The following is a 25,945-nucleotide window of genomic DNA, read 5'->3' as shown; positions in this document are numbered from 1 at the left end:
GAAGAACGTCCACTCTACCGGCGCCGCCCGGCCCGCCGACCGCTCCGCGCCCGCCCGCGGCCCCCGGAGAGCCCGCCCGGGGCTCAGTCGAACGCGCGGCGGCGCACGTGCACGGCCTGGAGCAGGCCGAACGCGATCATGTTGGCGAAGGTCGCCGAGCCGCCGTACGACACGAACGGCAGCGGCAGCCCGGTGATCGGCATGATCCCGATCGACATCCCGACGTTCTGGAACGTCTGGAACCCCAGCCAGCACACGACACCGGTCGCGACGAGCGTCCCGAACAGGTCGGCGGCCTGGGTGGCGATGCGCAGGCCGCGCCACAGCACCACACCGAGCAGCGCGACGATCATGGCGCCGCCGACGAAGCCGAGCTCCTCCCCCGCCACCGTGAAGATGAAGTCGGTCTGCTGCTCGGGGACGAAGTGGCCGCCGGTCTGCTCGCCCTGGAACAGGCCCTTGCCGAACCCGCCGCCCGACCCGACCGCGATCCGGGCCTGCTGCGCGTTGTAGCCTGCGCCGCGCGGGTCGGCCTCCGGGTCCAGGAACGCGGTGAACCGGGCGATCTGGTAGTCCTCCAGCAGGCCGAAGAACCACACCGCGGCGGCCGCGGCCAGCCCGCCACCGACAAGGCCGAACAGCCATCGCTTCTGCGCGCCGGAGATCGCCAGCATGCCGAGCACGACCGCGATGAACACCAGCGTGGTGCCGAGGTCGGGCTGCAACATGATCAGCACGGCGGGCACGCCCGCCAGGACGAGGGCGAGCAGCACGTCGCGGCGGCCCGGCCCGATCTCCCCGTCGCGCGGCTCGCCCATGATCATCGCGAGCAGCACCACGAGCCCGACCTTCGCGAACTCCGACGGCTGCACCTGGAAGCCGCCGCCGAGCACGATCCACGAATGCGACCCGTTGATCGTCTCGCCGAGCGGGGACAGCACCGCGACCAGGCCCACGCACGCCACCGCGTACAGGATGGGGACGTAGGCGCGCAGCAGCCGGTAGTCCAGAACGGTGACGACGCCGCCGAGCACGAACCCGATGACCAGGTTCAGGATGTGCCGTTTGAGGAAGCCCTCCGGGTCCTTGCCCTGCTCGGTCAGCAGTTGGAACGTCGCCGAGCGCACCAGCAGCGCGCCGACGACCGACAGCGCCAGCACGGCCACGAACAGCGGCCAGTCGAGCCGCCGCAGCTCGCCGACCCGGCTGCGCCATCCCCGCCGCGCCGCGTACCCCTCGACGGTGCCGACACCCGAACCGGTGATCACGGCGCGGTTCCCGTGCCGGGCAGCGGCGGCAGCTCGGAGGGCAGCCCGCCGTTCCTGAGGATGGGCTTGCGGTCCTTCGTCCCGTACATGGCCTCCCAGATCTGCCGGACGATCGGCGCGGCCGTGGACGCGCCCGTGCCGCCCTGCGAGACCATCGCCACGACCGCGAACCGCGGCTCCTTCACCGGGCCGAACGAGGCGAACCAGGAGGTGTCCTCCTTGCCGTACACCTCGGCGGTGCCGGTCTTCCCGCCGACCTCGACGGTCTTGGTGTCGAACCCGGAGAACGCGCCCGCGGCCGTGCCCTCCTTCGGAACGTCGGCGAGGGCGTTGCGGATGTACTTCAGGACCTTGGAGTCGACGGGCAGTTTCTCCGCCGGCGGCTCCTGGATCCCGCGGACGACCGTGCCGTCCGGGCGGACCACCGCGACGCCGAGCCTGGGCACGACCAGCCGTCCGCCGTTCGCGACGGCCGCGTACGCGCGGGCGAGCTGCAACGGCGTCACCAGCACGTCACCCTGCCCGACCGAGAAGTTGGCGGCGTCACCGGGACGCCACACGTACCCCTCGGTGCAGTTCTCCGTCGCGATCGCCTTCAGGTAGGCGGCGCGGGCCGGGTCGGTCTTGGCGACCTGCGGGTAGCCCTCCTTGGCGCCCTTGCAGTTGGCCTCCTTGGTGGCCTCCCAGAAGTTCCTCTTCCACCCCCGGTCGGGGATGCGGCCGTCGCTCTCGCTCGGCAGGTCGATGCCGGTGCGCGACCCGAAACCGTACTCGCGCGCCATCTTCACCATCGGGTCGGACGGGTTCTTCTTCGGTTTCATCCCGCCGTCGCGCTGCCACTCCTGGTACGCGAACCGGTAGAAGATCGTGTCGCAGGACTTGACGAGGGCGGTGTGCAGCGTCATCGGGCCGAGCGCCTGCCCCTCGAAGTTCGAGAACGCCCGGTTGCCGACGTTGTACGAACCGGGGCACGGATAGATGCCCTTCAGGCTCGCGCCGTCCCGCACCGCGGCGGACACCGAGGAGATCTTGAACGTGGATCCGGGAGCGAACTGGCCCTGCGTGACGCGGGAGATCAGCGGCTCGCCCTTCTTCTTGCCGAGCAGCGCCTCGTACTGCTCCTGGGAGATCCCGCCGGTCCAGATGGCCGGGTCGTACGTGGGGTGGCTGGCCATCGCGACCATCCGGCCGTTGCGGACGTCCATCACGACCGCGGCGCCCGAGTCCGCCGGGCGGCCCGCCTTGCGCGCCGCGTCGATGGCGCCCTTGAGCGCCTTCTCCGCGGCACCCTGCACGCCCGCGTCGATGCTGGTGACGAGATGGTTTCCGGGGACGGGCGCCTTCTCCTCGGCGGTGCCGGTGACGCGTCCCTGGCTGTCGACGAGGACCTTGCGGAACCCGGGCTCGCCGCGCAGCGCCGCGTCGTACTGCGCCTCCAGGCCCGCGCGGCCGACGAGGTCGACGCCGCTGTACCCGGTGACCTTGAGGCCGGTGCGCTTGTCGAGTTCCTCCTGCGTGACCGGCTGGAGGTAGCCGAGGACCTGCGCGGGCTTCGCGCCCTCCGGCTCCGGGTAGTCGCGGACGGCCTGGACCTGCGCGGTGACGCCGGGAAAGTCCTCCTGACGTTCCATGATCTGAAGGGCGCGCCTCGGGTCGACGTGGTCCTCGACGGGAATCGGCTGGTACGGGGACCCGGGCCAGCAGGGCCGCTTGATGTCGGGCGCGCACAGCCTGATGCGCTTGGTGATCTCGTCCTGGCCGATGCCGAGGACGGACGCGAGGCGTTTCAGGACGGCCTCGCCCCCGTCGTCCTGCCGGGACAGCGTCGTCCGGTCGACCGACACCACGAGCGCGCTGGTGTTGCGGACGAGGGGCCGTCCCCGATCATCGAGAATCATGCCGCGGACGGCCGGCACGACGATGTCGCGGGTGCGGTTCTGCGCGGCGATGTCCCGGTAGTGCTGGCCCTCCAGAACCTGGAGGGTCCACAGCCGGCCGATGAGGACGAGCAGCAGCGCGCCGACCAGCACGTACAGGACGACGAGGCGGAAGTGGGTGCGGGGGTTCACAGGTTCCCGCCCCGCCCCGACATCGCGCGGTACCTGGCGGCGGGCACCGAGAGGCCGTCGACGCGGGCCCGCTCGGTCCGTTCGTACCGGCGGGTGACGCGCAGCACCGCCCACACGACGAACGGGCTCGCGATGACGTCGTAGAGCACCTGGAGCGGGACCATGCTCGACACGGTCGCCCATTCGGCGCGCGGATCACCGAGGATCATGCCGGTTCCGGCGTACACGACCGTCCCGGCGAGCGCGCCCGCGGCGACGGCGAAGAACGGCACGACCGACTGCCGGTCCATCTCGGTGGACGCGGCGCCGCACAGGTAGCCGATGAGGCAGTAGACGAGCGCGTACCGGCCGAGCGTGTGGTCGGCGGGCGGGATGATGTCGGCGGCGAGCCCGGCGAGGAACCCGGCGACCATGCCCGTCATCGATCCGGCGACCAGGGCCAGCGCCACGACGGCGAGCAGCACCAGGTCGGGTTGGACGCCGCCGGGCAGCGGCAGCCGGTTGGCCACCGACACCTGCAGGATCAGCGTCACGACGATCACCACGGCGGCGACCGCGGAGCGGCCCGCCGCCGTTGGCTCGGGCGGGTTCAGCACGTCAGTTCCCCCGGCTCGGAGTCGTGGTCGGGCTCGGCGACGTCGTCCGGGACGGCGCCGGTGTGGGGGGCACTGCCGGAACCGCGACCGGTCTCGGTTTCGGCGGCAGCACCGCGTCCCGAGGGTCGGTCTTCGGCGGGGCGACGACCACGGCGACGACGTCCAGGCTGGTGAACCTCACGAACGGCCGCACGTAGGCGGTGCGGGTCAGGCCGCCGGAGGAGCGGTCGATGCGCTCGACCACGCCGATCGGGATGCCGGGGACGTAGGGCCGCTGCCCCTGCGATCCGAGCGTGACGAGCCGCTGCCCCGGCTGGATCGGCGCGGCGGCGTTCAGCAGTTGCAGGCGCAGCGGCGTGCCGCCGTGCCCGCCGAGGCCACGGCGCCCGCGGCCCTGGACGATCCCGATCTCCTTGGAGCCCTCCAGCCGGGACCCGACCGACGACGTCTGGTCGGTGGCGAGCAGCACGGTCGCCGTCGCGGGACCGACGCGGGTGACACGGCCGACGAGCCCGTCGGCGCTCATCACGGTCATGTCGGGCTTGACGCCGCTGCGGCCGCCGACGTCGATCGTGACGGTGTCCTCGAAACCCTGTCCCGCGGAGATCACCTGCGCGGCGAGGATCTTGTAGCCGCCCATGCCGGCGGAGCCGAGCAGCCGCTGAAGCTGCGCGGACCTGTCCTGGTCGAGCCGCATGGAGCGCAGCCGCTCGCGCAGCCGCTGGTTCTGCCGTTCGAGCCGGTCGGCGCGGCGCCGCTCCCCCGGCGCGTCGGTGACGGCGTCGACGGTGTTGCTCACCGGCCGGACGACGGACGCCGACGCGCGTTCCACGGGACCGAACACGGTGGCACCGACATCGCGCAGGCCGCGCAGCGGGGACTCCTCCCCGCCGCGATAGTCGATGGTGATCATCGCGAGCGCCACGACGAGCAGCACGCCGAGGACGACGCGGGTGCGCCGGGTGTCCTTCACCCCTCCGACCTTTCGTTGTCGCGTCCGCCGGGGGGGTCGCCTAGTGCCGCGGCTCCGGTACGAGGACCTGCCGGAGCTCCTCGAAGTCCTCGACGCACTTGCCGGTGCCGAGCACCACGGAGTCGAGCGGATTGTCCACGAGGTGGATCGGCATCCCGGTCTCCTCCCGGAGCCGCTCGTCGAGGTTCTTCAACAGCGCGCCGCCGCCCGTGAGCGCGATCCCGCGGTCCATGATGTCGCCGGACAGCTCGGGCGGGCACTTGTCGAGCGTGGTCTTCACCGCGTCCACGACGGCGTTCACCGGCTCCTCGATGGCCCGGCGCACCTCCTCGGCGGAGATCACCACGGTCTTCGGCAGCCCGCTGACGAGGTCACGGCCGCGGATCTCGGCGTGCGGCTCCTCGTCACCGCCGGGATACGCCGACCCGATCGCCATCTTGATCTCCTCGGCGGTCCGTTCCCCGAGCATCAACGAGTACTCCTTCTTGGAGAAGGAGATGACGGCCTGGTCGAGTTCGTCGCCGCCGACGCGCACGGACTGGCTGGTGACGATCCCACCCAGGGAGATGATCGCGACCTCGGTGGTGCCGCCGCCGATGTCGACGACCATGTTGCCGGTCGGCTCGTAGACGGGCAGGCCGGCGCCGATCGCGGCGGCCATCGGTTCCTCGATGATGTAGACGCGACGGGCGCCGGCCTGGTAGCCGGCCTCCTTCACCGCGCGCTGCTCCACCCCGGTGATGCCGCTCGGCACCGCCACCACGATCCGTGGCTTGGCGAAATGCCGGCGCTTGTGCACCTTCTGGATGAAGTAGCGGAGCATCCGTTCGGTGACGTCGAAGTCGGCGATGACACCGTCCTTCAGCGGACGGACCGCGACGATGTTGCCGGGCGTGCGGCCGATCATCCGCTTCGCCTCGATCCCCACCGCGACGATCTTCCCGGTGTTGGTGTTGATCGCCACCACGGACGGTTCGTTGAGGACGATGCCACGCCCGCGCACGTACACCAGGGTGTTGGCAGTACCGAGATCGACCGCCATGTCACGGCCTAGAAAAGACAGCTTGTTACCCATGAAGAAAGGGAGCCCTTCAAGATTGACGGGCGTGTATAGCGGCGCGTCCATCGTAACGTGGTCCCACCTCCGCGGGCAGTCACCACACCCCCGCGCGTCGACCAAAAACCGCCCCTTGAGCCCCCCGCCAATAACCAAAGAGCCACCAAGACCAACCCCGCCCCACGCCGCGCCCGGCCCAGCCCCCAAAGCCCCCCGGACCAACCCCAACCCCCGCCACGATTCGTCCCCGGGCGTCGCCCCCTGGAGTGAACGTGGCGGAGTCACGACCAACGCACCGGGACAAGACCCCAGCCCGGGTCACGGTTCGCGCGGCCGGAGGCGCCCCGGCGCCGGAGGCCGCGCGAACCGACGAGCAGGTCGACCGCAGCGCCACGCCACAACCCGCACGGTCACGAAGACCCGCACCGTGGCGTGAGGATCGACCTGCTCGCAACGGGGGTTCCAGGGGGTCGCCCCCCTGGGCAAACACAGCCCCCTGGGAAGACTCAACCCAACTCGGGGAAGAAGAGCTTGATCTCGCGGTCGGCGGAGTAGGTGGAGTCGGAGCCGTGGACGATGTTCTCGCCGATCTCCAGGGCGAAGTCGCCGCGGATGGTGCCGGGCGTGGCGCTGACCGGGTCGGTGGCGCCGGCGAGGGAACGGAACGCCTCGATGGCGCGGGGGCCCTCGACGACCATGGCGACGAGCGGGCCGCCGGTGATGAATTCGACGAGCTCTCCGAAGAACGGCTTGCTGGCGTGCTCCTCGTAGTGCGCTTCGGCGGTCTCGCGGGCGAGGGTGCGGAGTTCCAGCGCGACGAGCTTCAGGCCCTTGCGCTCGATCCGGGAGATGACCTCACCGATGACGCCGCGGCGGACACCGTCGGGCTTGACAAGGACGAGAGTGCGCTCGGACACGGGTGTTTCTCCTTGAGGAATTCGAAAGGTGCAAGCGCGCGAATCCTACCCGGCCTCAGGGCGCGCGTCGGTGCGGCGGGCGTGTCTCGCCGTGGCGACGGCGAGCAGGACGGCGGCGGTTCCGGCGACGGCGAGCCAGACGTGGTAGCCGTCCCGGAGCGCGGCGAAGTGCTGTGCGTCGGTGACCGGTCGGAGCCGTTCGAGCCGGGACGCCTGGAGTGACAGGACGAGCAGTTGCCCGGCGAGCACGGCGGGGAAGCAGAGGGACAGGCCGAACAGCGCGGCGCCGACGCCCGCGTCCCGCAGCGAGGCGGCGAGGGCGAGTCCGGCTCCGGCGCCGAGGAGGACGAGCGGGACGAGCAGCGTCCAGCCGTCGTCACCGGGGGCGCCGAAGGCGAACGGCACGGCGGCGATCATCAGCGCGTATCCGGCGCGGACGCCGTGGCGGGGCGCGACGCGGACGGAGGCGAGCGCCCCTGCCGGCGCGGCCACGGCGGCCACGGCGTACGGGAGCAGCGGCACGGCGGCGTCCAGCCCGGCGAGCGGGCCCGTGACGGGACAGGTGAGCAGACCGGTGGCGATCATGACGATGGCGCAGCCGTGCGGGCTGCCCGCCGTCGTGTCCCGGCCCGCGGCGAGGGCGAGGCCGAGCAGGGCGGGCAGCGCGAGGCCCGCGACGACCAGCCGGGCGCCGGGCGACCAGCAGACAGCGGCGACGACGGCGAGGAACGCGAAGCTCGCCACCGGAACGAGCGGCAGCAGGAGCTGGCCGCGCTCGGAGTGCCGGGACGCGGGCAGCGACCACCGCCGCCGCCCGCGCAGGACGAGGTGGACGAGCGCGGCGACGGCGGCGGCCACGGCGGGCCACTGGTACGGGACGAGCGCGACACGCCAGTCCGGTACGGCCTTGCCGCCCGCGGGCGCCGGGACGGCCGTCAGCACCAGCGGCATCGCGACGATGAGGGCGCCCGCGAGCGTGCCCGCCCAGGCGGCGGTCAGGGCCCTGCTCCGCCGCTCCCAGACCAGGACGAGGCAGGCGGGCAGGATGATGCCCGCGCCCGCGCCCTGCACGGCGCGCACCGTCCCGGCGAGCGGCAGGGACCGCGCGTACCCGGCGGCGCCGAGCCCGGCGAGCAGCACGGCGAGACCGGTGGCGAGGACGGGCAACGCGTTGAACCGCCGCGCGGCGACGGCGGCGAGCGGCACCGCGGCCAGCAGGACGGGCAGGGACAGCCCGGTGGCGCGCAACAGCACGGGGATGTCGGCGCCGTCGAGGTCGAGGGCGCTCAACGCGGCGGGCACGACGTTCACGGTGGCGTCCGGGACCACCAGGACGGCGGCGGGCGTGGCGGTGAGCGTCAGCAGTAGCGCGCCGGCCGCCGCGCGGCGGCGCCGGGCGCGGCCGTCCGGGGGCGGCGCCGGATGTCCGCGGACCGCGGCCGCCGGGACGTCCGGCGCGTGTCCGCGTGCGTGCAGGGACACGGCCTGCTCCTTCGCGAGGTCGTCAGCCGCCCCACGAACATTTCCCAATAGCGATAATCGCCGGAATAGTCGGAATCAACTGCGCGGGAAGATCGGCGGATGAATGAATGCGTCCTCGCGAATTTAGCGCGGCTGGACGCTTCCCGCCTTGCGTCCCATCCAAATCGCCGTCCCCCAGAGCGCCCCGAACACCACGCCGAGGAAGAACATGGCGGGCACCATGAACCCGGTCGCGACGATCAGCACCTGGAGGACGGTCCCGGCCGCGACCGCCCACGGGAACCGCAGCAGGCCCGCCAGCAGCAGGCACGCGACGGCCAGCCCGCCGCACACCGCCCCGGCGGTCGCGCCGTCCACATCCAGCACGGCCACCGCCACCGGCACCGCGAGGGCGATCACGATGGCCTCGCAGCCCAGCACCGTGGCGAGCAGCCTGCGCACGGGGTTGGCGGCGCTTCCCCGGCTCATGGTCGTCACCGGCCTTCCGTCACGCGCAGCAGGGTTCGGGCGTCTCCGGCCGTGACCACCGAACCGGTGATCAGGACCCCGGCGCCCCGGTACTCCCCGGTCTCCTCGGCGAAGCCGATCGCCCGGTCGATCGCGTCGTCCAGCCGCTGCGCCACATGGACGCGCTCCGGCCCGAACACGCCCTCGGCGATCTCCGCCAGCTCCTCCGGCGGCATGGACCGCGGCGAGGAGTTGCGGGTCACGACCAGTTCGGCGAGGACGGGTTCGAGCTGGTCGAGGACGCCGACGACGTCCTTGTCCGCGGCGATGGCGAGGACCCCGGCGAGCCGGGTGAAACCGAACGACTCGGTGACCGTGGCGACGGTCGCGGCCATCCCGGCCGGGTTGTGCGCGGCGTCCAGCAGCACGGTCGGACCGGTCCGCACGACTTCCAGGCGGCCGGGCGAGGCCGACTTGGCGAAGCCGCTGCGCACCAGCGCCGGGTCGAGCTGCCCCTCCGCGCCGCCGAGGTAGGACTCGCCGGGCGCGATGCGCGTGGCGGCCTCCAGATTGGCCTCTCCCCGCGTCGGGGCGCCGCTCGCGAACGCCTCCACGGCGGCGAGGGCCGTCGCGGCGTTGCTCGCCTGGTGGTCGCCGAACAGCGGCAGGAAGACCTCGTCGTAGACGCCGTGCAGGCCCTGGAGCCGCAGTTGCTGGCCGCCGACCGCGACGTCCCGGCCGAGCACGCCGTACTCGATGCCCTCGCGCGCCGCCGTGCCGCCGACCTCCACGACCCGGCGCAGCAGCACCTCCGCGGCCTCGACGGGCTGTTGCGCCAGCACCGTCACCGACCCGGTCTTGATGATCCCCGCCTTCTCGCCCGCGATCTCGGCGAGGGTGTCGCCGAGGTAGCGGGTGTGGTCGAGCCCGATGGGGGTGACGACGGCGACGGCGCCGTCGGCCACGTTCGTGGCGTCCCACGCGCCGCCCATCCCCGCCTCGACGACCGCGACGTCGACCGGCGCGTCCGCGAACGCCGCGAACGCCATGGCGGTGAGGACCTCGAAGAACGACAGGGGCGTCGCGTGCTTGCCGTCGACCAGCTGGACGAAGGGCAGCACGTCCTCGTACGCCTCGACGAACCGCTCCTCGGTGATCGGTTCGCCGTCGATCGCGATCCGCTCCCGCAGCGTGGTCAGCTCCGGGCTGGTGTACAGGCCGGTGCGCAGGCCGCGCTCGCGCAGCAGCGCCTCGACGAGCCGGGCGGTGCTCGACTTGCCGTTCGTCCCCGCGATATGGATCACCGGGTAGGCGCGCTGCGGCTCCCCCAGGACGTCGACCAGGTCGCGGACGCGGTCGAGCGTGGGGTCGATCTCCCACTCCACGCCACGGGCCATGATCGCGCCGACGGCGTTCCGGTAGTCGGACGGCTCGGATACCTGACTCACGGTCACAGAGCCTACTCGGCGGTTCGTCGCGTTCCGTCCGGGCCCACACTGGAGCTATGGACGTGTTCTACCGGGAGTGGCGGGGGCGGGCTCCCGGGGAGACCCGCGACCTAGGGCGGGCCCGCGCGCTGGCGGCCGTCCTGGGCGTCCTCGGCCCGGACGTCCCGGTCCTGACCGTCGTGGGCTCCAAGGGCAAGGGGACGACCGCGACGTACGCCTCCGCGTTCCTCGCGGCCGCAGGTCTCCGGGTGTGCACCGTCACCAGCCCCGGGCTCCGCGTCGACCGCGACCGGATCAGGGTGGACGGGCGCGCCGTGTCCGAGGCGGAACTGGCCGCGCTGGGCGACATCCTGGAGACGGGCCTCGCCGCGCTGCCGCCGCCCACGGGCGGCTACCTGTCGCCGTCCGGGCTGTTCACCGTCGCGGGCGTCGTCCACGCGCGCCGGGCCGGCGCGGACGCGCTCGTGCTGGAGGCGGGAATGGGCGGACGGTCGGACGAGGTGTCGCTGTTCCCCCCGGCCGTCGCCGCGATCACGCCGATCTTCGGCGAGCATCGCGGCGTGCTCGGCGACACCCCGGCGGAGATCGCGAAGGAGAAACTCGGTGTGGCGGGCCCGGGGACGGTCGTCGTGTCGGCGCCGCAGTCGGCGGAGGTCGCCGGGGTGCTCGGGGACGTCGAACGGGTCGAGCGCGGCGACAGCGGCCTCCCGGACGACCTTCTCCCCAACGGGCTGCAGCGCGGCGGCGCGGAACTCGGCGTCGTCGCGGCCCGCCGCCTGCCCGGCGTCGCCGAACCCGCGGCGGGGCCGCTCCGGGACGTGCTGGCGTCGGTCGTCCTGCCCGGACGGCTGTCGTGGCATGACGTGCCCGGCTCGGCGACGAGGCTGCTCATCGACTCCGCCGTGGACCGGACGGGTGTCGCCGCCGCCCTCACCGCGGCCCGGCGCGCCTGGGGCGGCGTGGACCATGTCGTGGTCTGCCTGCCCGACCACAAGGACGTCGACGGCGCCGTCGCCGAACTGCGCGGGCTGCCGGTGACGTTCGTGCGGCTCCCGTACCGGCGGCTGCGCTTCGACCATCCCCTGCCGCCCGACTGGGACGTCGTCGGCCCGGACGCCGTCACGGCTTCGTCCCTCGCCGCCCTCGGTCACCACGTGGTCGTCCTCGGCACCGTCTACTTCACCGGGCTGGTCCTCGACGTCGTGGACGCCGACACCGAGCGCCTCTTCGTCACCGCGGCCTCTCGACGTCCCTCCTGATCCGGCGCATGAGCTCGGCCATCAACGGAAAGTGCGGACTCAGCGTGGGACGGTTCGACGCGACGACACCATAGGAGTCCTCGGTCGCCCACGCGCAATACGTGTGGGTGTCGGCGAGGACGGCGAACGTGCCGCAGACGGCCTTGCCGCCCTGCGCGCCGGGTTCCGCGCCCTGCCCGGCGATGAACGTCGTCGGCCGCGCCCTGCGCAGGAACGCGGCTGGATCGCCGACCGGGCCCGTCCCGCCCACGAACAGAAGGTTGATCGGACGGCCGGGCCCCTCGGCGTAGACGGCCTGGCCGCGTTCGGCGACGGGAACCCCGGTCGCCCAGATCGCGCCCGCGACGAACGGGTACGCCGCACTCGCCGGCGGCGACGTCAGGGCGTCCCTGCGCAGCCCACCGGCGACCGCACCCGCGTCGATCACCTTCCGGGACGCGAGAACGCCGCCGGTCGTGCCCGTCCCCCTGCCGCCGCCGTCACCGCCGCCCTCCACGCGGAACGCGACCACCCCGGCCATCAGGACCGCGGAGGCGACCATGACGGCACCGGCGACGAGCAGAACACGCAGCGGCCGTCTCCGAGCGGGTCGAGGCGGCGGGCCCTGCCGTCCGGCCCCGGGCAGGGTCGGACCGGGCAGCATGGGGCCGTGCGGCGGCGGGCCGGGCATGACCGGCAGCGGTCCCGTGCCACCCTGGGCGACCGGGACCACCGGATATCCGCCGGACATGTCCCCGATCACGAGCTGCGGCCCCGTCACGTCCGGGACCATGCCGTGCGGACCCGTCCCGTCGCCGTGGTCGGCCGTCCACCACGGACGCGCGTCGCCCCAGGGCGACGCGGCGTCCGGCGTGTCGGACCGGGAAGGTGAATCGGCCATTGCACTCCCGAAGGTCCACGACCGCGGGTCAGCCCGTGGGCAGCGCGGTCAGCTGCGACTCCAGCCGCCTGATGTCGGCCTCCGCCTGCGCGAGCCGATCCCGGTTCTTGGCGACGACCGCCTCGGGCGCCTTCGCCATGAACGCCTCGTTGCCGAGCTTGCGGCCGACCTGCTCGACCTCCTTGCGGGCGGCGGCGAGGTCCTTCTCCAGCCGTCTGCGCTCGGCGGCGACGTCGATGACCCCGGCGGTGTCGAGCCGGACGGTGACGCCCTCCACCGGCAGGGACGCGGTCGCCGAGAAGGCGTCGCCCGGCTCGGTGAGGCGCAGCAGCGCGCGGACGCCCTGCTCGTGGGCCGCCAGCGGCGAACCGTCCCACTCCAGCACCGCCGCGACCTTCTGGCCCGGCTTGAGGCCCTGGTCGGCGCGGAACCGCCGCACCTCCGTCACCAGCCGCTGCAACGACTCCACGAAAACCTCGGCGTCCCGGTCGGCGCGCTCCGGCTCGGGCGCCGGCCACGGCGCCGTCACGATCGTCTCGCCGCCGGTCAGGGACGTCCACAGCTCCTCGGTCACGAACGGGATCACCGGGTGCAGCAGCCGCAGCAGCTTGTCGAGCACCTCGCCGAGGATGCGCCGCGTCGCCTCCGCCCGCTCGTCGGCGAGCTGGACCTTGGCCAGCTCGACGTACCAGTCGCAGACCTCGTCCCACGCGAAGTGGTAGAGCGTCTCGCAGGCCTTCGCGAAGTCGTAGGAATCCAGGTACTCGTCCACCTCGGCGATGACCGCCTGCAACCGCGACAGGATCCACGCGTCCACCGTGGACACCTCGGCGGGCATCGCGCCACGGACGTGCGCGCCGTTGATCAACGCGAACCGGGTCGCGTTCCACAGCTTGTTGCAGAAGTTGCGGGACCCCTGCGCCCACTGCTCGGCCACCGGGACGTCCCCGCCCGGGTTCGCGCCGCGCAGCAGCGTGAACCGGGTCGCGTCGGCGCCGTACGCGTCGATCCAGTCGAGCGGGTCGATGACGTTCCCGAACGACTTGGACATCTTCTTGCCGAACTGGTCACGGACCATGCCGTGCAGCGCGATCGTGTCGAACGGCTGGACGCCGTCCATCGCGTACAGCCCGAACATCATCATCCGGGCGACCCAGAAGAACAGGATGTCGTACCCGGTGACCAGGACCGACGTCGGATAGAACCGCTTCAGCTCCGCGGTCTCGTCGGGCCACCCCAGCGTCGAGAACGGCCACAGCGCGGACGAGAACCAGGTGTCGAGGACGTCGGTGTCCTGCGTCCAACCGGCGGGCGGCTCCTCACCGGGCCCCGGGCACATGACCTCGCCGTCCGGGCCGTACCAGACGGGGATGCGGTGACCCCACCACAGCTGCCGGCTGATGCACCAGTCGTGCATGTTGTCGACCCACTCGAAATAGCGGGCCGCCATCTCCGGCGGATGGATCGTGACACGACCGTCACGGACGGCGTCGCCCGCCTCCCGGGCCAGCGACTCCACCTTCACGAACCACTGCAACGACACGCGCGGCTCCACGACCGTGGCGCAGCGCTGGCAGTGCCCGACGGAATGCTCGTACGGGCGGATCTCCTTGACGATCCGGCCCTGTTCCCGCAGCGCGGCCACGACCGCCGGGCGCGCCTCGAACCGGTCCAGGCCCTCGAACGGCCCGGACGCGGTCACGACGCCCCGCTCGTCCATGACCGTCAACGACGGCAGCCCGTGCCGCCGCCCGATCTCGAAGTCGTTCGGGTCGTGCGCCGGGGTCACCTTCACCGCGCCGGTGCCGAACTCGGGGTCGACGTGCTCGTCGGCGACGACCGGGATCCGGCGGCCGGTCAGCGGAAGCTCGATCTCCCGCCCGACCAGGTGCTTGTACCGGGCGTCGTCCGGGTGGACGGCGACGGCCGTGTCACCGAGCATCGTCTCCGCCCGCGTGGTCGCGACCACGAGCTCGTCGTCGCCGGACCCGTACCGGATCGAGACCAGCTCCCCGTCGACGTCCTCGTGCTCGACCTCGATGTCGGACAGGGCCGTCAGGCAGCGCGGGCACCAGTTGATGATGCGCTCCGCGCGGTAGATCAGCCCGTCGTCGAACAACCGCTTGAAGATCGTCCGGACGGCGGTGGCGCGGTCGTCGTCCATCGTGAACGCCTCACGCGTCCAGTCGACGCTGTCGCCGAGGCGGCGCATCTGGCCGAGGATCCGCCCGCCCGACTCGGCCTTCCACTGCCACACCCGCTCCACGAACGCCTCCCGGCCGAGGTCGTGCCGCGACACGCCCTCCTTGGCCAGTTCGCGCTCCACCACGTTCTGCGTCGCGATGCCCGCGTGGTCCATGCCCGGGACCCACACCGTGGCGTGCCCCTGCATGCGCCGCCGCCGGACGAGGGTGTCCTGGATGGAATGGTCGAGCGCGTGTCCCATGTGCAGCGAACCGGTGACGTTCGGCGGCGGGATCACGATCGAGAACGGCGGACCGTCCTCGCCCGCGGTGAACAGCCCCGCCGATACCCACCGCTCGTAGAGGCGGCCCTCGACGTCCGCCGGGCGGTACTGGGTGGGCAGGTCGACGTCCGCGGCGGCCCCGTGGCCGCGCTCAGTACTGGGCTGTGTCACGGCTGACGATTCTACGGGGACCGGACGGGTCGGATGTCCAGGTCCGCGAGGCCCGCGCGTACGCGACAATTCCGAGCGGCGAGCACCCCGCCGAGCTCCTCGCCGCCCAACCAGAGGAAGGAAGACGAATTGAGTGCCTGGAACCCCCCTCCCCCATCCGGCGGCACCTCGCCCACCTCGCCCCCCGACGGTCCCGAACCCCCGGGCGGGCCCTTTCCTCCAGGCGGACCCGCGGCTCCGGGCGGGCCGTTAGGCCCAGTCGGGCCAACGGGGCCAGGCGGGCCGGTAGGGCCGGGCGGGCCCTTTCCTCCGAGTGGGCCGATGCACCCCGGCGGCAGGACGGTGCCTCCTGGCCCGCCCATGCGTCCCGGTGGGCCGTTCCCGGGGGCGCCGTACGGTCCGCCGCGTCGCAGGGGCGGCGGCAAGGTCATCGGCTTCCTGGCCGGGGCCGTGGTCCTGATCTTGGTGTTGGCCGTGGGAGGGTACGCCGCCTACCTCGTGCGGACCTCCCACGAGCTGTCCACACCGCCTGTCGCGGACGGGCTGAGCCGGGACCCGGCCGCCGAGGCGAGCAGCGAGAAGCTGGTCGAGAAACTGACCAGCGTCATCTACGCCGCTGCCACCGACTGGGCGGTCAAGGGCACCGTGAGCGCGGTGTACGGGAACGGTGACGAGAGGGTCCTGTTCGTGGGCGTCAACGGCACCCACGACCTGAACGACCCGCAGGCGTCCTTCAACAGCGCCGTCGCCGCCGAGTTCAGGGACGACGGTCAGACCAGCTACCGCCCCGAAACCTCGAATCCGCAGGACGCGTGCGGTGACGGCGTCGCCCTCATCACAGTGATCCACACCGAGACGCGAGGGCCGACAGGCTCCACCGGCTCGTCCACCACTCTCGCCATGTGGTCCACCCGGACCACCTTCGCGATCGTGACCACGATCGACATCGGGACGGAGATCGACAGGCACAAGGACCTGTTGGCGAAGATGTGCGACACCCGAGCGGACGTGGAGAGCTGACGCCCTCACCCGTCGAAGCGTTTCCCGTCGCGGTCGGGACACAGGTCACCTGACACCGGGTCGCCCCGCCGGAAAGGGTGGCGGAGAACACCCGCGGCGGCGGGGCGAACGAGAGGGACGGGATGCGAGCGGCACTGGCACGCGCTGCCGTGCTGGCCGGCGCGTTCACCGCGGGGGCCGTGGCGGCACGTGCCGCGACCATCCCTCACCTCCGACGTCTCACCGCCGACCTGCAACGGTCGCGGGAGCGGATCCTCGCCAGCCGCGAGGAGGAACGCCGGCGGCTGCGGCGTGACCTGCACGACGGCCTCGGCCCGACGCTCGCCAGCCTCGCGATGTCGCTGGACGCCGCGCGCCTCACGCTCGCCCGCGAGCCGCAGCGCGCCGACCCGCTGCTGGCCGACGTCCGGGACCGGCTCGCCAGCGCCGTCGGGGAGATCCGCGACCTCGCCCACGGCCTGCGCCCGCCCGCGCTGGACGATCTCGGCCTCGTCGCGGCCATCCAGTCGGTCGCCGAGGGCTGCTGTGAACGGGTCGACGTCCGCTTCGACGGCGAGCATCTGGAACTGCCCGCGGCGGTGGAGGTCGCGGCGTACCGCATCGTCCAGGAGGCGTTGACGAACGTCCGGCTGCACGCCCCGGCGAGCACCGCGACGGTCCGGCTCGCGCGGGACGTCGAGCTGCACCTGATGGTCGCCGACACCGGCCCCGGCCTGCCCGACTCGCTCCGCAACGGCGGCCAGCCGAGGCCGCGGCGCGGCATGGCCGCGATGAAGGAGTGGGCGGCGGAGGTCGGCGGCAACTGCGAGATCATGTCCAGGAACGGCGGCGGCACCGTCGTCACGGCCCATCTCCCGCTCGCCGCCGCGACGTCGGCGGCCGGGTACCATCGTCCTTCCATGGGGAAGAGGCGGGGGTAATGACCGACACCATCCGGGTCCTCATCACCGATGATCATCCGGTGTTCCGGCAGGGTCTGAAGGGGCTGCTCCAGGCGCTCGGCGTGGACGTCGTCGGCGAGGCCGAGAACGGGCCGGACGCGGTGCGGCTCGCGGCGGAGCTCCAACCCGACGTCGTCGTGATGGACCTGCACATGCCCGGCGGCAACGGCATCGAGGCCACCCGCACCATCACCCGGACCAGCCCGCGCATCGGCGTCCTCGTCCTCACGATGTTCCGTGACGACGACTCGGTCTTCGCGGCGATGCGCGCGGGCGCCCGCGGCTACCTGCTCAAGGAGTCGGGCGCCGAGGAGATCGCCCGCGCGGTCCGGGCCGTCGCCGCGGGCGAGGCCATCTACGGCCCCGAGATCGCCCGCCGCGTCCTCACCTACTTCACCGACATGCCCGACCCGAAACGGGCCGCGTTCCCCGAGCTGACCGACCGGGAACGGGAGGTCCTCGGGCTCATCGCGCAGGGCCGCAGCAACCCCGAGATCGCCGCGACGCTGTTCCTCAGCCAGAAGACCGTTCGCAACCACGTGTCGAACATCTTCATGAAGCTGCACGTCGCCGACCGCGCCCAGGCGATCGTCGTCGCCCGCGAGGCCGGACTCGGCGAGTCCACCCGCCACTGACCCCCGGCAGGGCCGACAGAGGCCTCCAGGGGCCGACCAAGCCGAACGCCCCCGACCGGGCGGTCGAGGGCGTGTCGGATGAGGCGCTCAGTGACCCGCTCAGGCGGACTTCTCCCGCGGTTCGCGCTTGGGGCGGTCCCGGGGGACGAGCGTCGGGTTGACGTGTTCGAGGACGGCCTCGCGGGTGATCACGACGCGGGCGACGTCCTGGCGGCTCGGCACCTCGTACATGACCGACAGGAGGACCTCCTCCATGATGGCGCGCAGCCCCCGGGCCCCGGTGCCGCGCAGGATCGCCTGGTCGGCGATGGCCTCCAGCGCGTCGTCGGTGAACTCCAGGTCGACGCCGTCGAGTTCGAAGAGGCGGTGGTACTGGCGGACCAGCGCGTTCTTCGGCTCGGTGAGGATGTTGATCAGGGCCTCGCGGTCGAGGTTGTGCACCGAGGTGATGACCGGAAGCCGTCCGATGAACTCGGGGATCATGCCGAACTTCAGCAGGTCCTCGGGCATGACGTCGCCGAGGACGGCGGACGACTCGTCGAAGTCGGACTTGGAGCGGATCTGGGCGCCGAAGCCCATGCCCTGTTTGCCGACCCGCGACTCGACGATCTTCTCCAGACCGGCGAAGGCGCCGCCGCAGATGAACAGCACGTTGGTGGTGTCGATCTGGATGAACTCCTGGTGGGGATGCTTGCGGCCGCCCTGCGGCGGAACGCTCGCGGTGGTGCCCTCCAGGATCTTCAGCAGGGCCTGCTGGACGCCCTCACCGGAGACGTCCCTGGTGATCGACGGGTTCTCGCTCTTGCGGGCGACCTTGTCGACCTCGTCGATGTAGATGATCCCGGTCTCGGCCTTCTTGACGTCGTAGTCGGCCGCCTGGATCAGTTTGAGGAGGATGTTCTCGACGTCCTCACCGACGTATCCGGCCTCCGTCAGCGCCGTGGCGTCCGCGATGGCGAACGGGACGTTGAGGAGTTTGGCGAGCGTCTGCGCGAGCAGCGTCTTCCCGGATCCGGTGGGACCGAGCAACAGGATGTTCGACTTGCCGATCTCGACGGGGTCGTCGCGGCCGGTGTCACCGGACTGGATTCGCTTGTAGTGGTTGTAGACGGCGACGGACAGTGCCTTCTTCGCCGTCTCCTGCCCGATGACGTAGGAGTCGAGGAACTCGTAGATCTCCCGCGGCTTGGGCAGGTTGTCCCACTTGAGGTCGGAGGTCTCGGAGAGCTCCTCCTCGATGATCTCGTTACAGAGATCGATGCACTCGTCGCAGATGTACACGCCCGGACCCGCGATGAGCTTCTTGACCTGCTTCTGGCTCTTCCCGCAGAACGAGCACTTGAGCAGATCACCACCGTCGCCGATGCGTGCCACCCAACTGTCTCCTTTTCGTGGGGCCGGCCGCCTTGGAGGCTGCGGCGCAGCTCGGTTGCGTCCCGAAGGCTCTCGACGTTGGAATCGACGTTACCGCCTCCAACGGACTTGGGAAGCCCCTCGCCCGGAAGTGTGACGCCCGGGCTCGGGGATCTCCCGCGTCCTCGTGTCGTCTCAGGACGACACTACCTCGGCCTTGCGCTTCCTGCTGGCGAAGACGTCGTCGATGAGACCGTAGTCCTTCGCCTCGTCCGCCGTGAGGATCTTGTCGCGTTCGATGTCCCTGCGGACTTCGTCGATGCTCTTGCCGCTGTGCTCGGCCAGGATGGTCTCCAGCAGCTCCCGGATGCGCATGATCTCGCGCGCCTGGATCTCGATGTCGCTGGACTGGCCGTAGGTGCCCTCGGTCGCGGGCTGGTGGATCAGCATCCGGGCGTTGGGCAGCGCGGCCCGCTTGCCCGGCGTTCCGGCGGCGAGCAGCACGGCCGCGGCGGACGCCGCCTGGCCGATGCACACCGTCTGGATGTCGGGCTTGACGAACTGCATCGTGTCGTAGATCGCCGTCATCGCGGTGAACGAGCCGCCGGGCGAGTTGATGTAGATGCTGATGTCGCGGTCCGGGTCGATGGACTCCAGCGTGATCAGCTGGGCCATCACGTCGTTGGCGGACGCGTCGTCGATCTGCACGCCGAGGAAGATGATCCGCTCCTCGAACAGCTTGTTGTACGGGTTCATCTCCTTGACCCCGTACGTGGTGCGCTCGACGAACGACGGAATGATGTAGCGGTTCTCGACCGGCGCGGGGGATCCGCCCGCCTGGACGCCGGACCGGACCAGATCGTGGAAACCGGGTCGGATGAGGTCGCTCACTGTGTGCCTCCGGGTGTCTGGTCAGGTCGTCAGGAGACGGTGCCCTCGGAGGGCACCTGGTCGGCGCTGAGGACCACGTGGTCCACGAACCCGTAGTCCTTGGCCTCGTCGGCGGTGAACCAGCGGTCGCGGTCCGAGTCGCGCTCGATCTGGTCGAGCGCCTGCCCGGTGTGCTCGGCGATCTTCTCGGCGAGCGTCCGCTTGACGTACAGCATCTGCTCCGCCTGGATCTTGATGTCGGAGGCGGTGCCGCCGATGCCGCCGGACGGCTGGTGCATCATGATCCGCGCGTGCGGCAGGGCGTAGCGCTTGCCGCGCGTCCCCGCGCACAGCAGGAACTGGCCCATCGACGCCGCGAGGCCCATGCCGACCGTGACGATGTCGTTCGGCACGTACTGCATGATGTCGTAGATCGCCATACCGGCGGTCACCGAGCCGCCGGGCGAGTTGATGTAGATCGTGATGTCGCGGCGGCCGTCCTCGGCCGACAGCAGCAGGAGTTCGGCGCAGATGCGGTTGGCGATGTCGTCGTCGACCTGCTGGCCGAGGAAGACGATCCGCTCGCGCAGCAGCCGCTGGAACAGCTGGTCGCCCAGAGGCAACAGGGGCGCCTCGGCGACCCGCGCCTGGATCCGCGACGACTCGTCGAAAGTCGGAGGCATGCTCACCGGGTGTTCCTCCGGTCCTTTTAATCGGTTCGGATGATTGGACATTAACGCGCTGACGGGCCCACTTAAGCCCGGGGGGCCGCCTTTTCGCCAGGGGCGTACCCGAGCACCACCCGGCGTGTCATGGAATAACGCGATCCTTCGGAACGCGACACGCCCCGCACCCGGTGGGACGGATGCGGGGCGCGCACGACGCGTACGGAGGGGCCGGCCGGGCTCAGGAGTCCTTCTGGTCGCCCTCGGCGTCCTTGGTCTCGGCGCCCTCGGCCTCGGCGGCCGGGGCCTCCTCTGCGGCGGCCTCGGCCGTCTCCTCGGGAGCCTCCTCGGTCGTCTCCGCCTGGTCGGTCGTCTCCGCCTGGTCGGTCGCCTCGGCCTGCTCGGCTTCGTCGGCCTGCTCGGCGGTCTCGGCCTCGGCGGTGTCGGCCTCGGCGGTGTCGGCCTCGGCGGTCTGGCCGCTGAGCTCGCGCTGGACGGCCTCGACGTCGATGACGTTGCCCGACTCGTCCTTGACCGTGACGTGCTCGACCACGAGGTTCAGCGCCTTGCTGCGCAGCACCTCGGAGACGATCGCCGGGAGCTGGTTGTTCTCGGTGAGGTACTGGGCGAGCTGCTGCGGCTGCACGCCCATCTGCATGGCCTGCGAGACGACGTACTCGCTGAGCTCCTCGTTCTCGACGTTCAGCTCCTCCTGGACGGCGAGCTGGTCGAGGACGAAGCCGCCCTTCACCGCGAGCCGGGCGGCGTCGGCCACGTCGGTGTCGAACTCCTCCTCGGACTTCTCCTCGTCCTTGAGGTAGTCGGCCTTGGTCATGCCCGCCATCTGGAGCTGCTGCTCCAGCTGCTGGTTGCGGCGGCTGATCTCCTCTTCCACGACCTTGTCGGGGAGCGGGATGTCGACCTTCTCCAGCAGGGCTTCCAGGGCCTTGTCGCGCGCCTGGTTCAACTGCTGCGCCCGCACCTGGCGGCCGAGCCGCGTCCGGACGTCCTCGCGGAGCTCGTCGATGGTGTCGAACTCGCTGGCGAGCTGGGCGAACTCGTCGTCCAGGTCCGGCAGGTTCTTGACCTTGACGCTCTGCACGGTGACGGTGATCTCGGCCTCCTCGCCGGCGTGCTCGCCGCCGACCAGGGTGCCGGTGAACGTGGCGTCCTCACCCGCGGCGAGGCCGACGAGCGCGTCGTCGAGGCCCTCGATGGCCGACTTGCTGCCGACCTCGTAGGAGTAGCCGGACGTGGACGCGTCCTCGACCTCCTCGCCGTCGATCCGGGCGACGAGGTCGACGGTGGCGAAGTCGCCCTCCTCGACGGCCCGCTCGGCGGTGGTCAGGGACGCGAACCGCTCGCGCAGGTTGCCGATGGTCTCCTCGACCTGCTCGTCGGTGACCTCGGCGTCGTCCACCACGACCTCGAGGCCGTCGTATTCGGGCACCTCGAACTTCGGCCGGATGTCGACCTCGGCGGTGAACGCGAACTGGGTGCCGTCCTCCAGCTCGGTCACCTCGACGTCGGGCTGCCCGAGGACGAAGATCTCGGACTCCTCCACGGCGCGGCCGTACAGCTCGGGAAGCGCGTCGTTGACGGCCTCCTGCAGGACCGCACCCCGCCCGACGTACTTGTCGATCAGCGGTGCGGGGACCTTGCCGGGCCGGAAGCCCTTGATCCGCACCTGCTGCGAGATCTCCTTGTACGCCTTGTCGAGGTTCGGCTTGAGCTCGTCGAACGGAACCTCGACGGTGAGCTTGACCCGCGTGGGGGTCAGCTCCTCGACATCGGTCTTCACTGGGGTCGGTCTCCTTGATCGGGCGCTGTCTCGCCGCGGCGTTCGACGCGTGCTTCCTTCGTGCTCTGCGAGCCTCGGCCTGGACGCGGCCGGCCCCGAACGGCCCGCCCGCGTCGTGACCCGGCCGGTAAGTCTCTCAGCGGCGCGGGCACACCGAGAACACGGCTCCGCGCCTTCGCGCGGCCAAGTCTATGGGGTAGCGGCGCCGGCTGCGGACATCGGAGGCCCCGAGATGGGCGAATCCGCGTTAACAATTCCCTACACTCAGTGACATAGGCCACTCAGAAGGCTCATACTCGTCCGCGCTGAACAAGATAGCCGCGGCCTTCGGTGCGACCGCTTTCTACTCCCTCGGGTTCGCCGTCTTCAAGGCCGCGCCGGAATCGTCCCGCTGGTGCTGTTCGGGGAGCGGCTCACCCCGCGCGAGTGGTCGAGCCTGCTGCCCACCGTGTCGCTGCCCGTGTCGCTGCGTGGGGACGAGCCGATCACTCCGGCGGGGCTGCCGGTGTGGAAGATCGCGCTCGTGGCGGTTCCTGCGGTCGCGGTGCCGCTGCTGATCCTGGTTCTCGGCGACCACCGGCCGGACGGACGTCGCCGCGCCGCCCGGTCCGGCCGCGGCCCCCGACCGAGACGGGGGCCGACGGCCGGTGGGTCGGCTTCGACGACTGATCGTCAGCGGTTCTTGCGGTCCGTGCCGGGCAGCCCCTTGTCGAGGCCGGCGCGGCGGAGGGCGTCGGCCATGGCGCCGCCGCTCTGACCGCCCTGGCCGCGGCCCTGTCCCCGGTTCTGGCCCTGGCCGCGGTTCTGGCCGCGTCCCTGACCCTGGCCGCGTCCCTCGCCGCGGCCCTCGCCGCGTCCCTGGCCTCGGCCCTGGTTCTGGCCGCGTCCCTGGCTCTGGCCGCCTCTGCCGCCGCGCCGGCTCTGGTCGCCGCGCTTCTGGCGTCCGCCGCTATCGCGCTGTTCGTCCTCCAGCCGCAGCGTCAGCGAGATGCGCTTGCGCTGTAGATCCACGTCCAGGACCTTGACGCGGACGATGTCGCCGGGCTTGGCCACGTCACGGGGGTCCTCGACGAACTTGTCGGACATGGCGGAGATGTGGACGAGCCCGTCCTGGTGGACGCCGACGTCCACGAACGCGCCGAACGCGGCGACATTGGTGACGACGCCCTCCAGGATCATGCCGGGTCGCAGGTCGGCGAGTTTGTCGACGCCCTCCTTGAACGTCGCGGTCCGGAACGCCGGGCGCGGGTCGCGGCCGGGCTTCTCCAGCTCGGCGAGGATGTCGGTGACGGTCGGCAGTCCGAAGGAGCCGTCGACGAAGTCGGCGGGCTTCAGGGCGCGCAGCACGGCGGTGTTGCCGATGAGGCCCTTGATGTCGCCGCCCGCCGTGTCGAGGATGCGGCGGACGACCGGGTACGCCTCCGGGTGCACGCTGGACGCGTCGAGCGGGTCGTCCCCGCCGGGGATGCGCAGGAACCCGGCGCACTGCTCGAACGCCTTCGGGCCGAGCCGCGGGACGTCCTTGAGCCCGCCGCGGCTGCGGAACGGGCCATTGGCGTCGCGGTGGGCGACGATGTTGTCGGCGAGCCCCTCACCGATGCCGGACACGCGGGTGAGCAGCGGCGCGGACGCGGTGTTGACGTCGACGCCGACGGCGTTCACGCAGTCCTCCACGACGGCGTCGAGGGAGCGGGACAGCTTCACCTCGGACACGTCGTGCTGGTACTGGCCGACCCCGATCGACTTCGGGTCGATCTTGACGAGTTCGGCGAGCGGGTCCTGGAGGCGGCGGGCGATGGAGACGGCGCCGCGCAGCGACACGTCCAGCTCGGGCAGCTCGCGTCCCGCGTACTCCGACGCCGAGTACACCGACGCGCCCGCCTCCGACACCATGATCTTGGTGAGTCCGAGGTCGGGATGCCGGGCGATCAGGTCGGCGGCGAGCTTGTCGGTCTCCCGGGACGCGGTGCCGTTGCCGATGGAGACGAGGTCGACCTTGTGCTCGCGGGCGAGCCTCGCCAGGGTCTCGATCGACTCGTCCCATTTCCGGCGCGGTTCGTGGGGGTAGATCGTGTCGGTGGCGACGACCTTGCCGGTGCCGTCCACGACGGCGACCTTCACGCCGGTGCGCAGGCCCGGGTCCAGGCCCATGGTGGCGCGGGCCCCGGCGGGCGCGGCGAGCAGCAGGTCGCGCAGGTTGGCGGCGAACACGCGGACCGCCTCGTCCTCGGCCTCCTGGCGCAGCCGGGTGCGCAGGTCGATGCCGAGGTGCACGAGGATCCGGGTGCGCCACGCCCAGCGGACCGTGTCGGCCAGCCACCCGTCGGCCGGACGGCCCTGGTCGACGATCCCGAACCGGTTCGCGATCTCCACCTCGAAGGAGCTGCGCGCGCCCGGCTCGGCGGGCTCGTCCTCCGGCACCAGGTCGAGGTCGAGGACCTCCTCCTTCTCGCCGCGGAACAGCGCGAGGACGCGGTGCGACGGCAGTTTCGCGAACGGCTCGGCGAACTCGAAGTAGTCGGAGAACTTCGCGCCCGCCTCCTGCTTGCCGTCCCGGACGCGCGAGACCATCCGGCCCCGGTTCCACATGCGTTCGCGCAGCGCGCCGATGAGGTCGGCGTCCTCACCGAAACGTTCGACGAGGATGGCGCGGGCCCCCTCCAGGGCCGCGGCGGCGTCGGCGACGCCCTTGTCCGCGTCGACGTAGCCGGCGGCGGCGGTTCCCGGGTCTTGGGACGGGTCGCCGATCAGCAGGTCGGCGAGCGGCTCAAGCCCGGCCTCCCGGGCGATCTGCGCCTTGGTGCGCCGCTTCGGCTTGTACGGCAGGTAGACGTCCTCCAGCCGCGCCTTGGACTCGGCGGCCATGATCTGCGCCCTGAGCTCGTCGGTGAGCTTGCCCTGCGACTCGACCGACTCCAGGATCGCGGCGCGACGCTCGTCCAGCTCGCGCAGGTAGCGCAGCCGTTCCTCCAGCGCGCGCAGCTGCGCGTCGTCGAGCGTTCCGGTGGCCTCCTTGCGGTAGCGGGCGATGAACGGGACGGTCGCCCCGCCGTCGAGGAGTTCCACCGCCACCCGCACCTGCCCCTCGCCGACGCCGATCTCCTCGGCGATGCGCTGGGTGATGGGCGGCGGGCCGTCATGGCCTGCGGACGTCTGGCTGGTGGTCGCTGTCACGGCTCGTTTCGCTTCCAGTCTGATTTCAGTCTGAGTTGTCCCATACGAGGACGCCCGGTCCGTCCGGGGTGCGGACGGGGATCCAGGCCTCGTCCAGCTCGTCGACACGGCTCTCGTCGATGCGCGGCGGGACGCGGTCGGGGGTCCCTTCGCGCGTCCGGCCGGACGTCCAATAGTGGAGCACGCCGACCGCCGACCGGACGCGGTCGAGCAGATCGGCGGTGAGCCCGGCGCCCGTGCGACCGGACCCCCGCATCGCCCTCTCAAAGATCTCACGGAGTTCGGCCCGCCCGTCCCGGCCGCTCACCTGGTCGACGCCGCCGACGGGAACGAGGTGGCCCTCCACACCGCCGTCCGGGGCCCAGGAACACGAATCGCACGAAGGGCAGGGTAGGTCTAACTCCCCCTCCGGCGCCGGTGAGAGGGGGTTTAACACCACCGTGCGAAGGACG

21 protein-coding genes are annotated in these 25,945 nt (G+C 71.6%); 4 read left to right on the top strand and 17 right to left on the bottom strand.

All coding sequences use genetic code 11. The features are described from left to right. Nucleotides 1-83: 83 nt before the first annotated feature. The 9 genes from rodA to D0T12_RS24080 all read right to left on the bottom strand — a co-directional run bounded on the left by rodA (nucleotide 84) and on the right by D0T12_RS24080 (nucleotide 10,206). Complete coding sequence (gene rodA, locus D0T12_RS24120; RefSeq protein ID WP_233526256.1) at nucleotides 84-1,268, bottom strand: rod shape-determining protein RodA; 1,185 nt, start codon at nucleotides 1,266-1,268, stop codon at nucleotides 84-86. Then, nucleotides 1,265-3,337 carry a penicillin-binding protein 2 gene (gene mrdA, locus D0T12_RS24115; RefSeq protein WP_117401933.1) on the bottom strand — a complete coding sequence of 691 codons (2,073 nt, stop codon included), beginning with the start codon at nucleotides 3,335-3,337 and terminating at the stop codon, nucleotides 1,265-1,267. Before mrdA ends, rodA begins: the two co-directional genes overlap by 4 nt. Then, complete coding sequence (gene mreD, locus D0T12_RS24110) at nucleotides 3,334-3,933, bottom strand: rod shape-determining protein MreD (RefSeq protein ID WP_117401932.1); 600 nt, start codon at nucleotides 3,931-3,933, stop codon at nucleotides 3,334-3,336. The genes mrdA and mreD overlap by 4 nt, the downstream gene beginning before the upstream one ends. A 1-nt stretch (nucleotide 3,934) precedes the next feature. Beyond that, on the bottom strand, nucleotides 3,935-4,906 hold the full coding sequence (mreC, locus tag D0T12_RS24105) for a rod shape-determining protein MreC (protein ID WP_117401931.1): 972 nt from the start codon (nucleotides 4,904-4,906) through the stop codon (nucleotides 3,935-3,937). 40 nt (nucleotides 4,907-4,946) lie between these two features. Further along, nucleotides 4,947-5,981, bottom strand: coding sequence for a rod shape-determining protein (locus tag D0T12_RS24100; protein ID WP_117401930.1), 1,035 nt, complete (start codon nucleotides 5,979-5,981; stop codon nucleotides 4,947-4,949). A gap of 488 nt (nucleotides 5,982-6,469) precedes the next feature. Beyond that, complete coding sequence (gene ndk / locus D0T12_RS24095) at nucleotides 6,470-6,880, bottom strand: nucleoside-diphosphate kinase (protein WP_117401929.1); 411 nt, start codon at nucleotides 6,878-6,880, stop codon at nucleotides 6,470-6,472. Between the two features lie 45 nt (nucleotides 6,881-6,925). Beyond that, nucleotides 6,926-8,362, bottom strand: a complete 1,437-nt coding sequence (locus D0T12_RS24090) for a hypothetical protein (protein WP_117401928.1) — start codon at nucleotides 8,360-8,362, stop codon at nucleotides 6,926-6,928. Nucleotides 8,363-8,485: 123 nt separating this feature from the next. After that, complete coding sequence (locus D0T12_RS24085; protein WP_117402001.1) at nucleotides 8,486-8,830, bottom strand: DUF4233 domain-containing protein; 345 nt, start codon at nucleotides 8,828-8,830, stop codon at nucleotides 8,486-8,488. Between the two features lie 5 nt (nucleotides 8,831-8,835). After that, entirely contained in the window at nucleotides 8,836-10,206 is a 1,371-nt protein-coding gene (locus D0T12_RS24080) for a bifunctional folylpolyglutamate synthase/dihydrofolate synthase (RefSeq protein ID WP_117402000.1), read from the bottom strand. Nucleotides 10,207-10,313: 107 nt separating this feature from the next. Here D0T12_RS24080 and D0T12_RS24075 point away from each other — a divergent pair, with 107 nt between their 5' ends. Then, nucleotides 10,314-11,516, top strand: coding sequence for a folylpolyglutamate synthase/dihydrofolate synthase family protein (locus D0T12_RS24075; protein ID WP_117401927.1), 1,203 nt, complete (start codon nucleotides 10,314-10,316; stop codon nucleotides 11,514-11,516). Here D0T12_RS24075 and D0T12_RS24070 read toward each other — a convergent pair. Beyond that, nucleotides 11,488-12,396, bottom strand: a complete 909-nt coding sequence (locus tag D0T12_RS24070; RefSeq protein ID WP_117401926.1) for a hypothetical protein — start codon at nucleotides 12,394-12,396, stop codon at nucleotides 11,488-11,490. The genes D0T12_RS24075 and D0T12_RS24070 overlap by 29 nt on opposite strands. Nucleotides 12,397-12,424: 28 nt before the next feature. Then, the gene (locus tag D0T12_RS24065; protein WP_117401925.1) at nucleotides 12,425-15,034 is read right to left on the bottom strand and encodes a valine--tRNA ligase; all 2,610 of its coding nucleotides are present in this window, start codon (nucleotides 15,032-15,034) and stop codon (nucleotides 12,425-12,427) included. Nucleotides 15,035-15,394: 360 nt separating this feature from the next. On the opposite strand from D0T12_RS24065, the gene D0T12_RS24055 reads away from it, so the two are divergent. From D0T12_RS24055 to D0T12_RS24045, 3 genes are all read left to right on the top strand, one after another. Continuing rightward, the gene (locus D0T12_RS24055; protein WP_117401923.1) at nucleotides 15,395-16,054 is read left to right on the top strand and encodes a hypothetical protein; all 660 of its coding nucleotides are present in this window, start codon (nucleotides 15,395-15,397) and stop codon (nucleotides 16,052-16,054) included. Between the two features lie 122 nt (nucleotides 16,055-16,176). Further along, the gene (locus D0T12_RS24050; RefSeq protein WP_117401999.1) at nucleotides 16,177-16,974 is read left to right on the top strand and encodes a sensor histidine kinase; all 798 of its coding nucleotides are present in this window, start codon (nucleotides 16,177-16,179) and stop codon (nucleotides 16,972-16,974) included. Then, nucleotides 16,974-17,630, top strand: a complete 657-nt coding sequence (locus tag D0T12_RS24045; protein WP_117401922.1) for a response regulator transcription factor — start codon at nucleotides 16,974-16,976, stop codon at nucleotides 17,628-17,630. Before D0T12_RS24050 ends, D0T12_RS24045 begins: the two co-directional genes overlap by 1 nt. A 99-nt stretch (nucleotides 17,631-17,729) precedes the next feature. Here the strand turns inward: D0T12_RS24045 and clpX are convergent, their stop codons facing one another. The 6 genes from clpX to D0T12_RS24015 all read right to left on the bottom strand — a co-directional run bounded on the left by clpX (nucleotide 17,730) and on the right by D0T12_RS24015 (nucleotide 25,839). After that, nucleotides 17,730-19,004 carry an ATP-dependent Clp protease ATP-binding subunit ClpX gene (gene clpX, locus D0T12_RS24040; RefSeq protein ID WP_117401921.1) on the bottom strand — a complete coding sequence of 425 codons (1,275 nt, stop codon included), beginning with the start codon at nucleotides 19,002-19,004 and terminating at the stop codon, nucleotides 17,730-17,732. A 174-nt stretch (nucleotides 19,005-19,178) separates the two neighbouring features. Continuing rightward, a complete protein-coding gene (locus D0T12_RS24035; protein WP_121434683.1) occupies nucleotides 19,179-19,841 on the bottom strand; it encodes an ATP-dependent Clp protease proteolytic subunit in 663 nt (220 codons plus the stop codon). Between the two features lie 62 nt (nucleotides 19,842-19,903). Then, nucleotides 19,904-20,536, bottom strand: coding sequence for a ClpP family protease (locus D0T12_RS24030; RefSeq protein WP_117401997.1), 633 nt, complete (start codon nucleotides 20,534-20,536; stop codon nucleotides 19,904-19,906). A gap of 223 nt (nucleotides 20,537-20,759) precedes the next feature. After that, entirely contained in the window at nucleotides 20,760-22,319 is a 1,560-nt protein-coding gene (gene tig / locus D0T12_RS24025) for a trigger factor (protein WP_117401920.1), read from the bottom strand. 672 nt (nucleotides 22,320-22,991) lie between these two features. Then, nucleotides 22,992-25,493 carry a Tex family protein gene (locus tag D0T12_RS24020; protein WP_117401919.1) on the bottom strand — a complete coding sequence of 834 codons (2,502 nt, stop codon included), beginning with the start codon at nucleotides 25,491-25,493 and terminating at the stop codon, nucleotides 22,992-22,994. 25 nt (nucleotides 25,494-25,518) lie between these two features. Next, complete coding sequence (locus D0T12_RS24015) at nucleotides 25,519-25,839, bottom strand: DUF6210 family protein (protein WP_117401918.1); 321 nt, start codon at nucleotides 25,837-25,839, stop codon at nucleotides 25,519-25,521. Between the last annotated feature and the right edge of the window lie 106 nt (nucleotides 25,840-25,945).

The sequence above is a fragment of the Actinomadura spongiicola genome, from assembly GCF_003432485.1.
Taxonomy (GTDB): domain Bacteria; phylum Actinomycetota; class Actinomycetes; order Streptosporangiales; family Streptosporangiaceae; genus Spirillospora; species Spirillospora spongiicola.
This window is presented reverse-complemented; position numbering and strand designations above follow the sequence as displayed.

What these genes read in the sequence shown, in the direction of transcription:
- D0T12_RS24070 (WP_117401926.1), bottom strand. Translation starts at nt 12,396, where the DNA reads ATGGCCGATTCACCTTCCCGGTCCGACACGCCGGACGCCGCGTCGCCC.
- D0T12_RS24100 (WP_117401930.1), bottom strand. Translation starts at nt 5,981, where the DNA reads ATGGGTAACAAGCTGTCTTTTCTAGGCCGTGACATGGCGGTCGATCTC.
- D0T12_RS24030 (WP_117401997.1), bottom strand. Translation starts at nt 20,536, where the DNA reads ATGCCTCCGACTTTCGACGAGTCGTCGCGGATCCAGGCGCGGGTCGCC.
- D0T12_RS24075 (WP_117401927.1), top strand. Translation starts at nt 10,314, where the DNA reads ATGGACGTGTTCTACCGGGAGTGGCGGGGGCGGGCTCCCGGGGAGACC.
- D0T12_RS24080 (WP_117402000.1), bottom strand. Translation starts at nt 10,206, where the DNA reads ATGGCCCGTGGCGTGGAGTGGGAGATCGACCCCACGCTCGACCGCGTC.
- D0T12_RS24055 (WP_117401923.1), top strand. Translation starts at nt 15,395, where the DNA reads ATGCGTCCCGGTGGGCCGTTCCCGGGGGCGCCGTACGGTCCGCCGCGT.
- D0T12_RS24085 (WP_117402001.1), bottom strand. Translation starts at nt 8,830, where the DNA reads ATGAGCCGGGGAAGCGCCGCCAACCCCGTGCGCAGGCTGCTCGCCACG.
- D0T12_RS24045 (WP_117401922.1), top strand. Translation starts at nt 16,974, where the DNA reads ATGACCGACACCATCCGGGTCCTCATCACCGATGATCATCCGGTGTTC.
- D0T12_RS24050 (WP_117401999.1), top strand. Translation starts at nt 16,177, where the DNA reads ATGCGAGCGGCACTGGCACGCGCTGCCGTGCTGGCCGGCGCGTTCACC.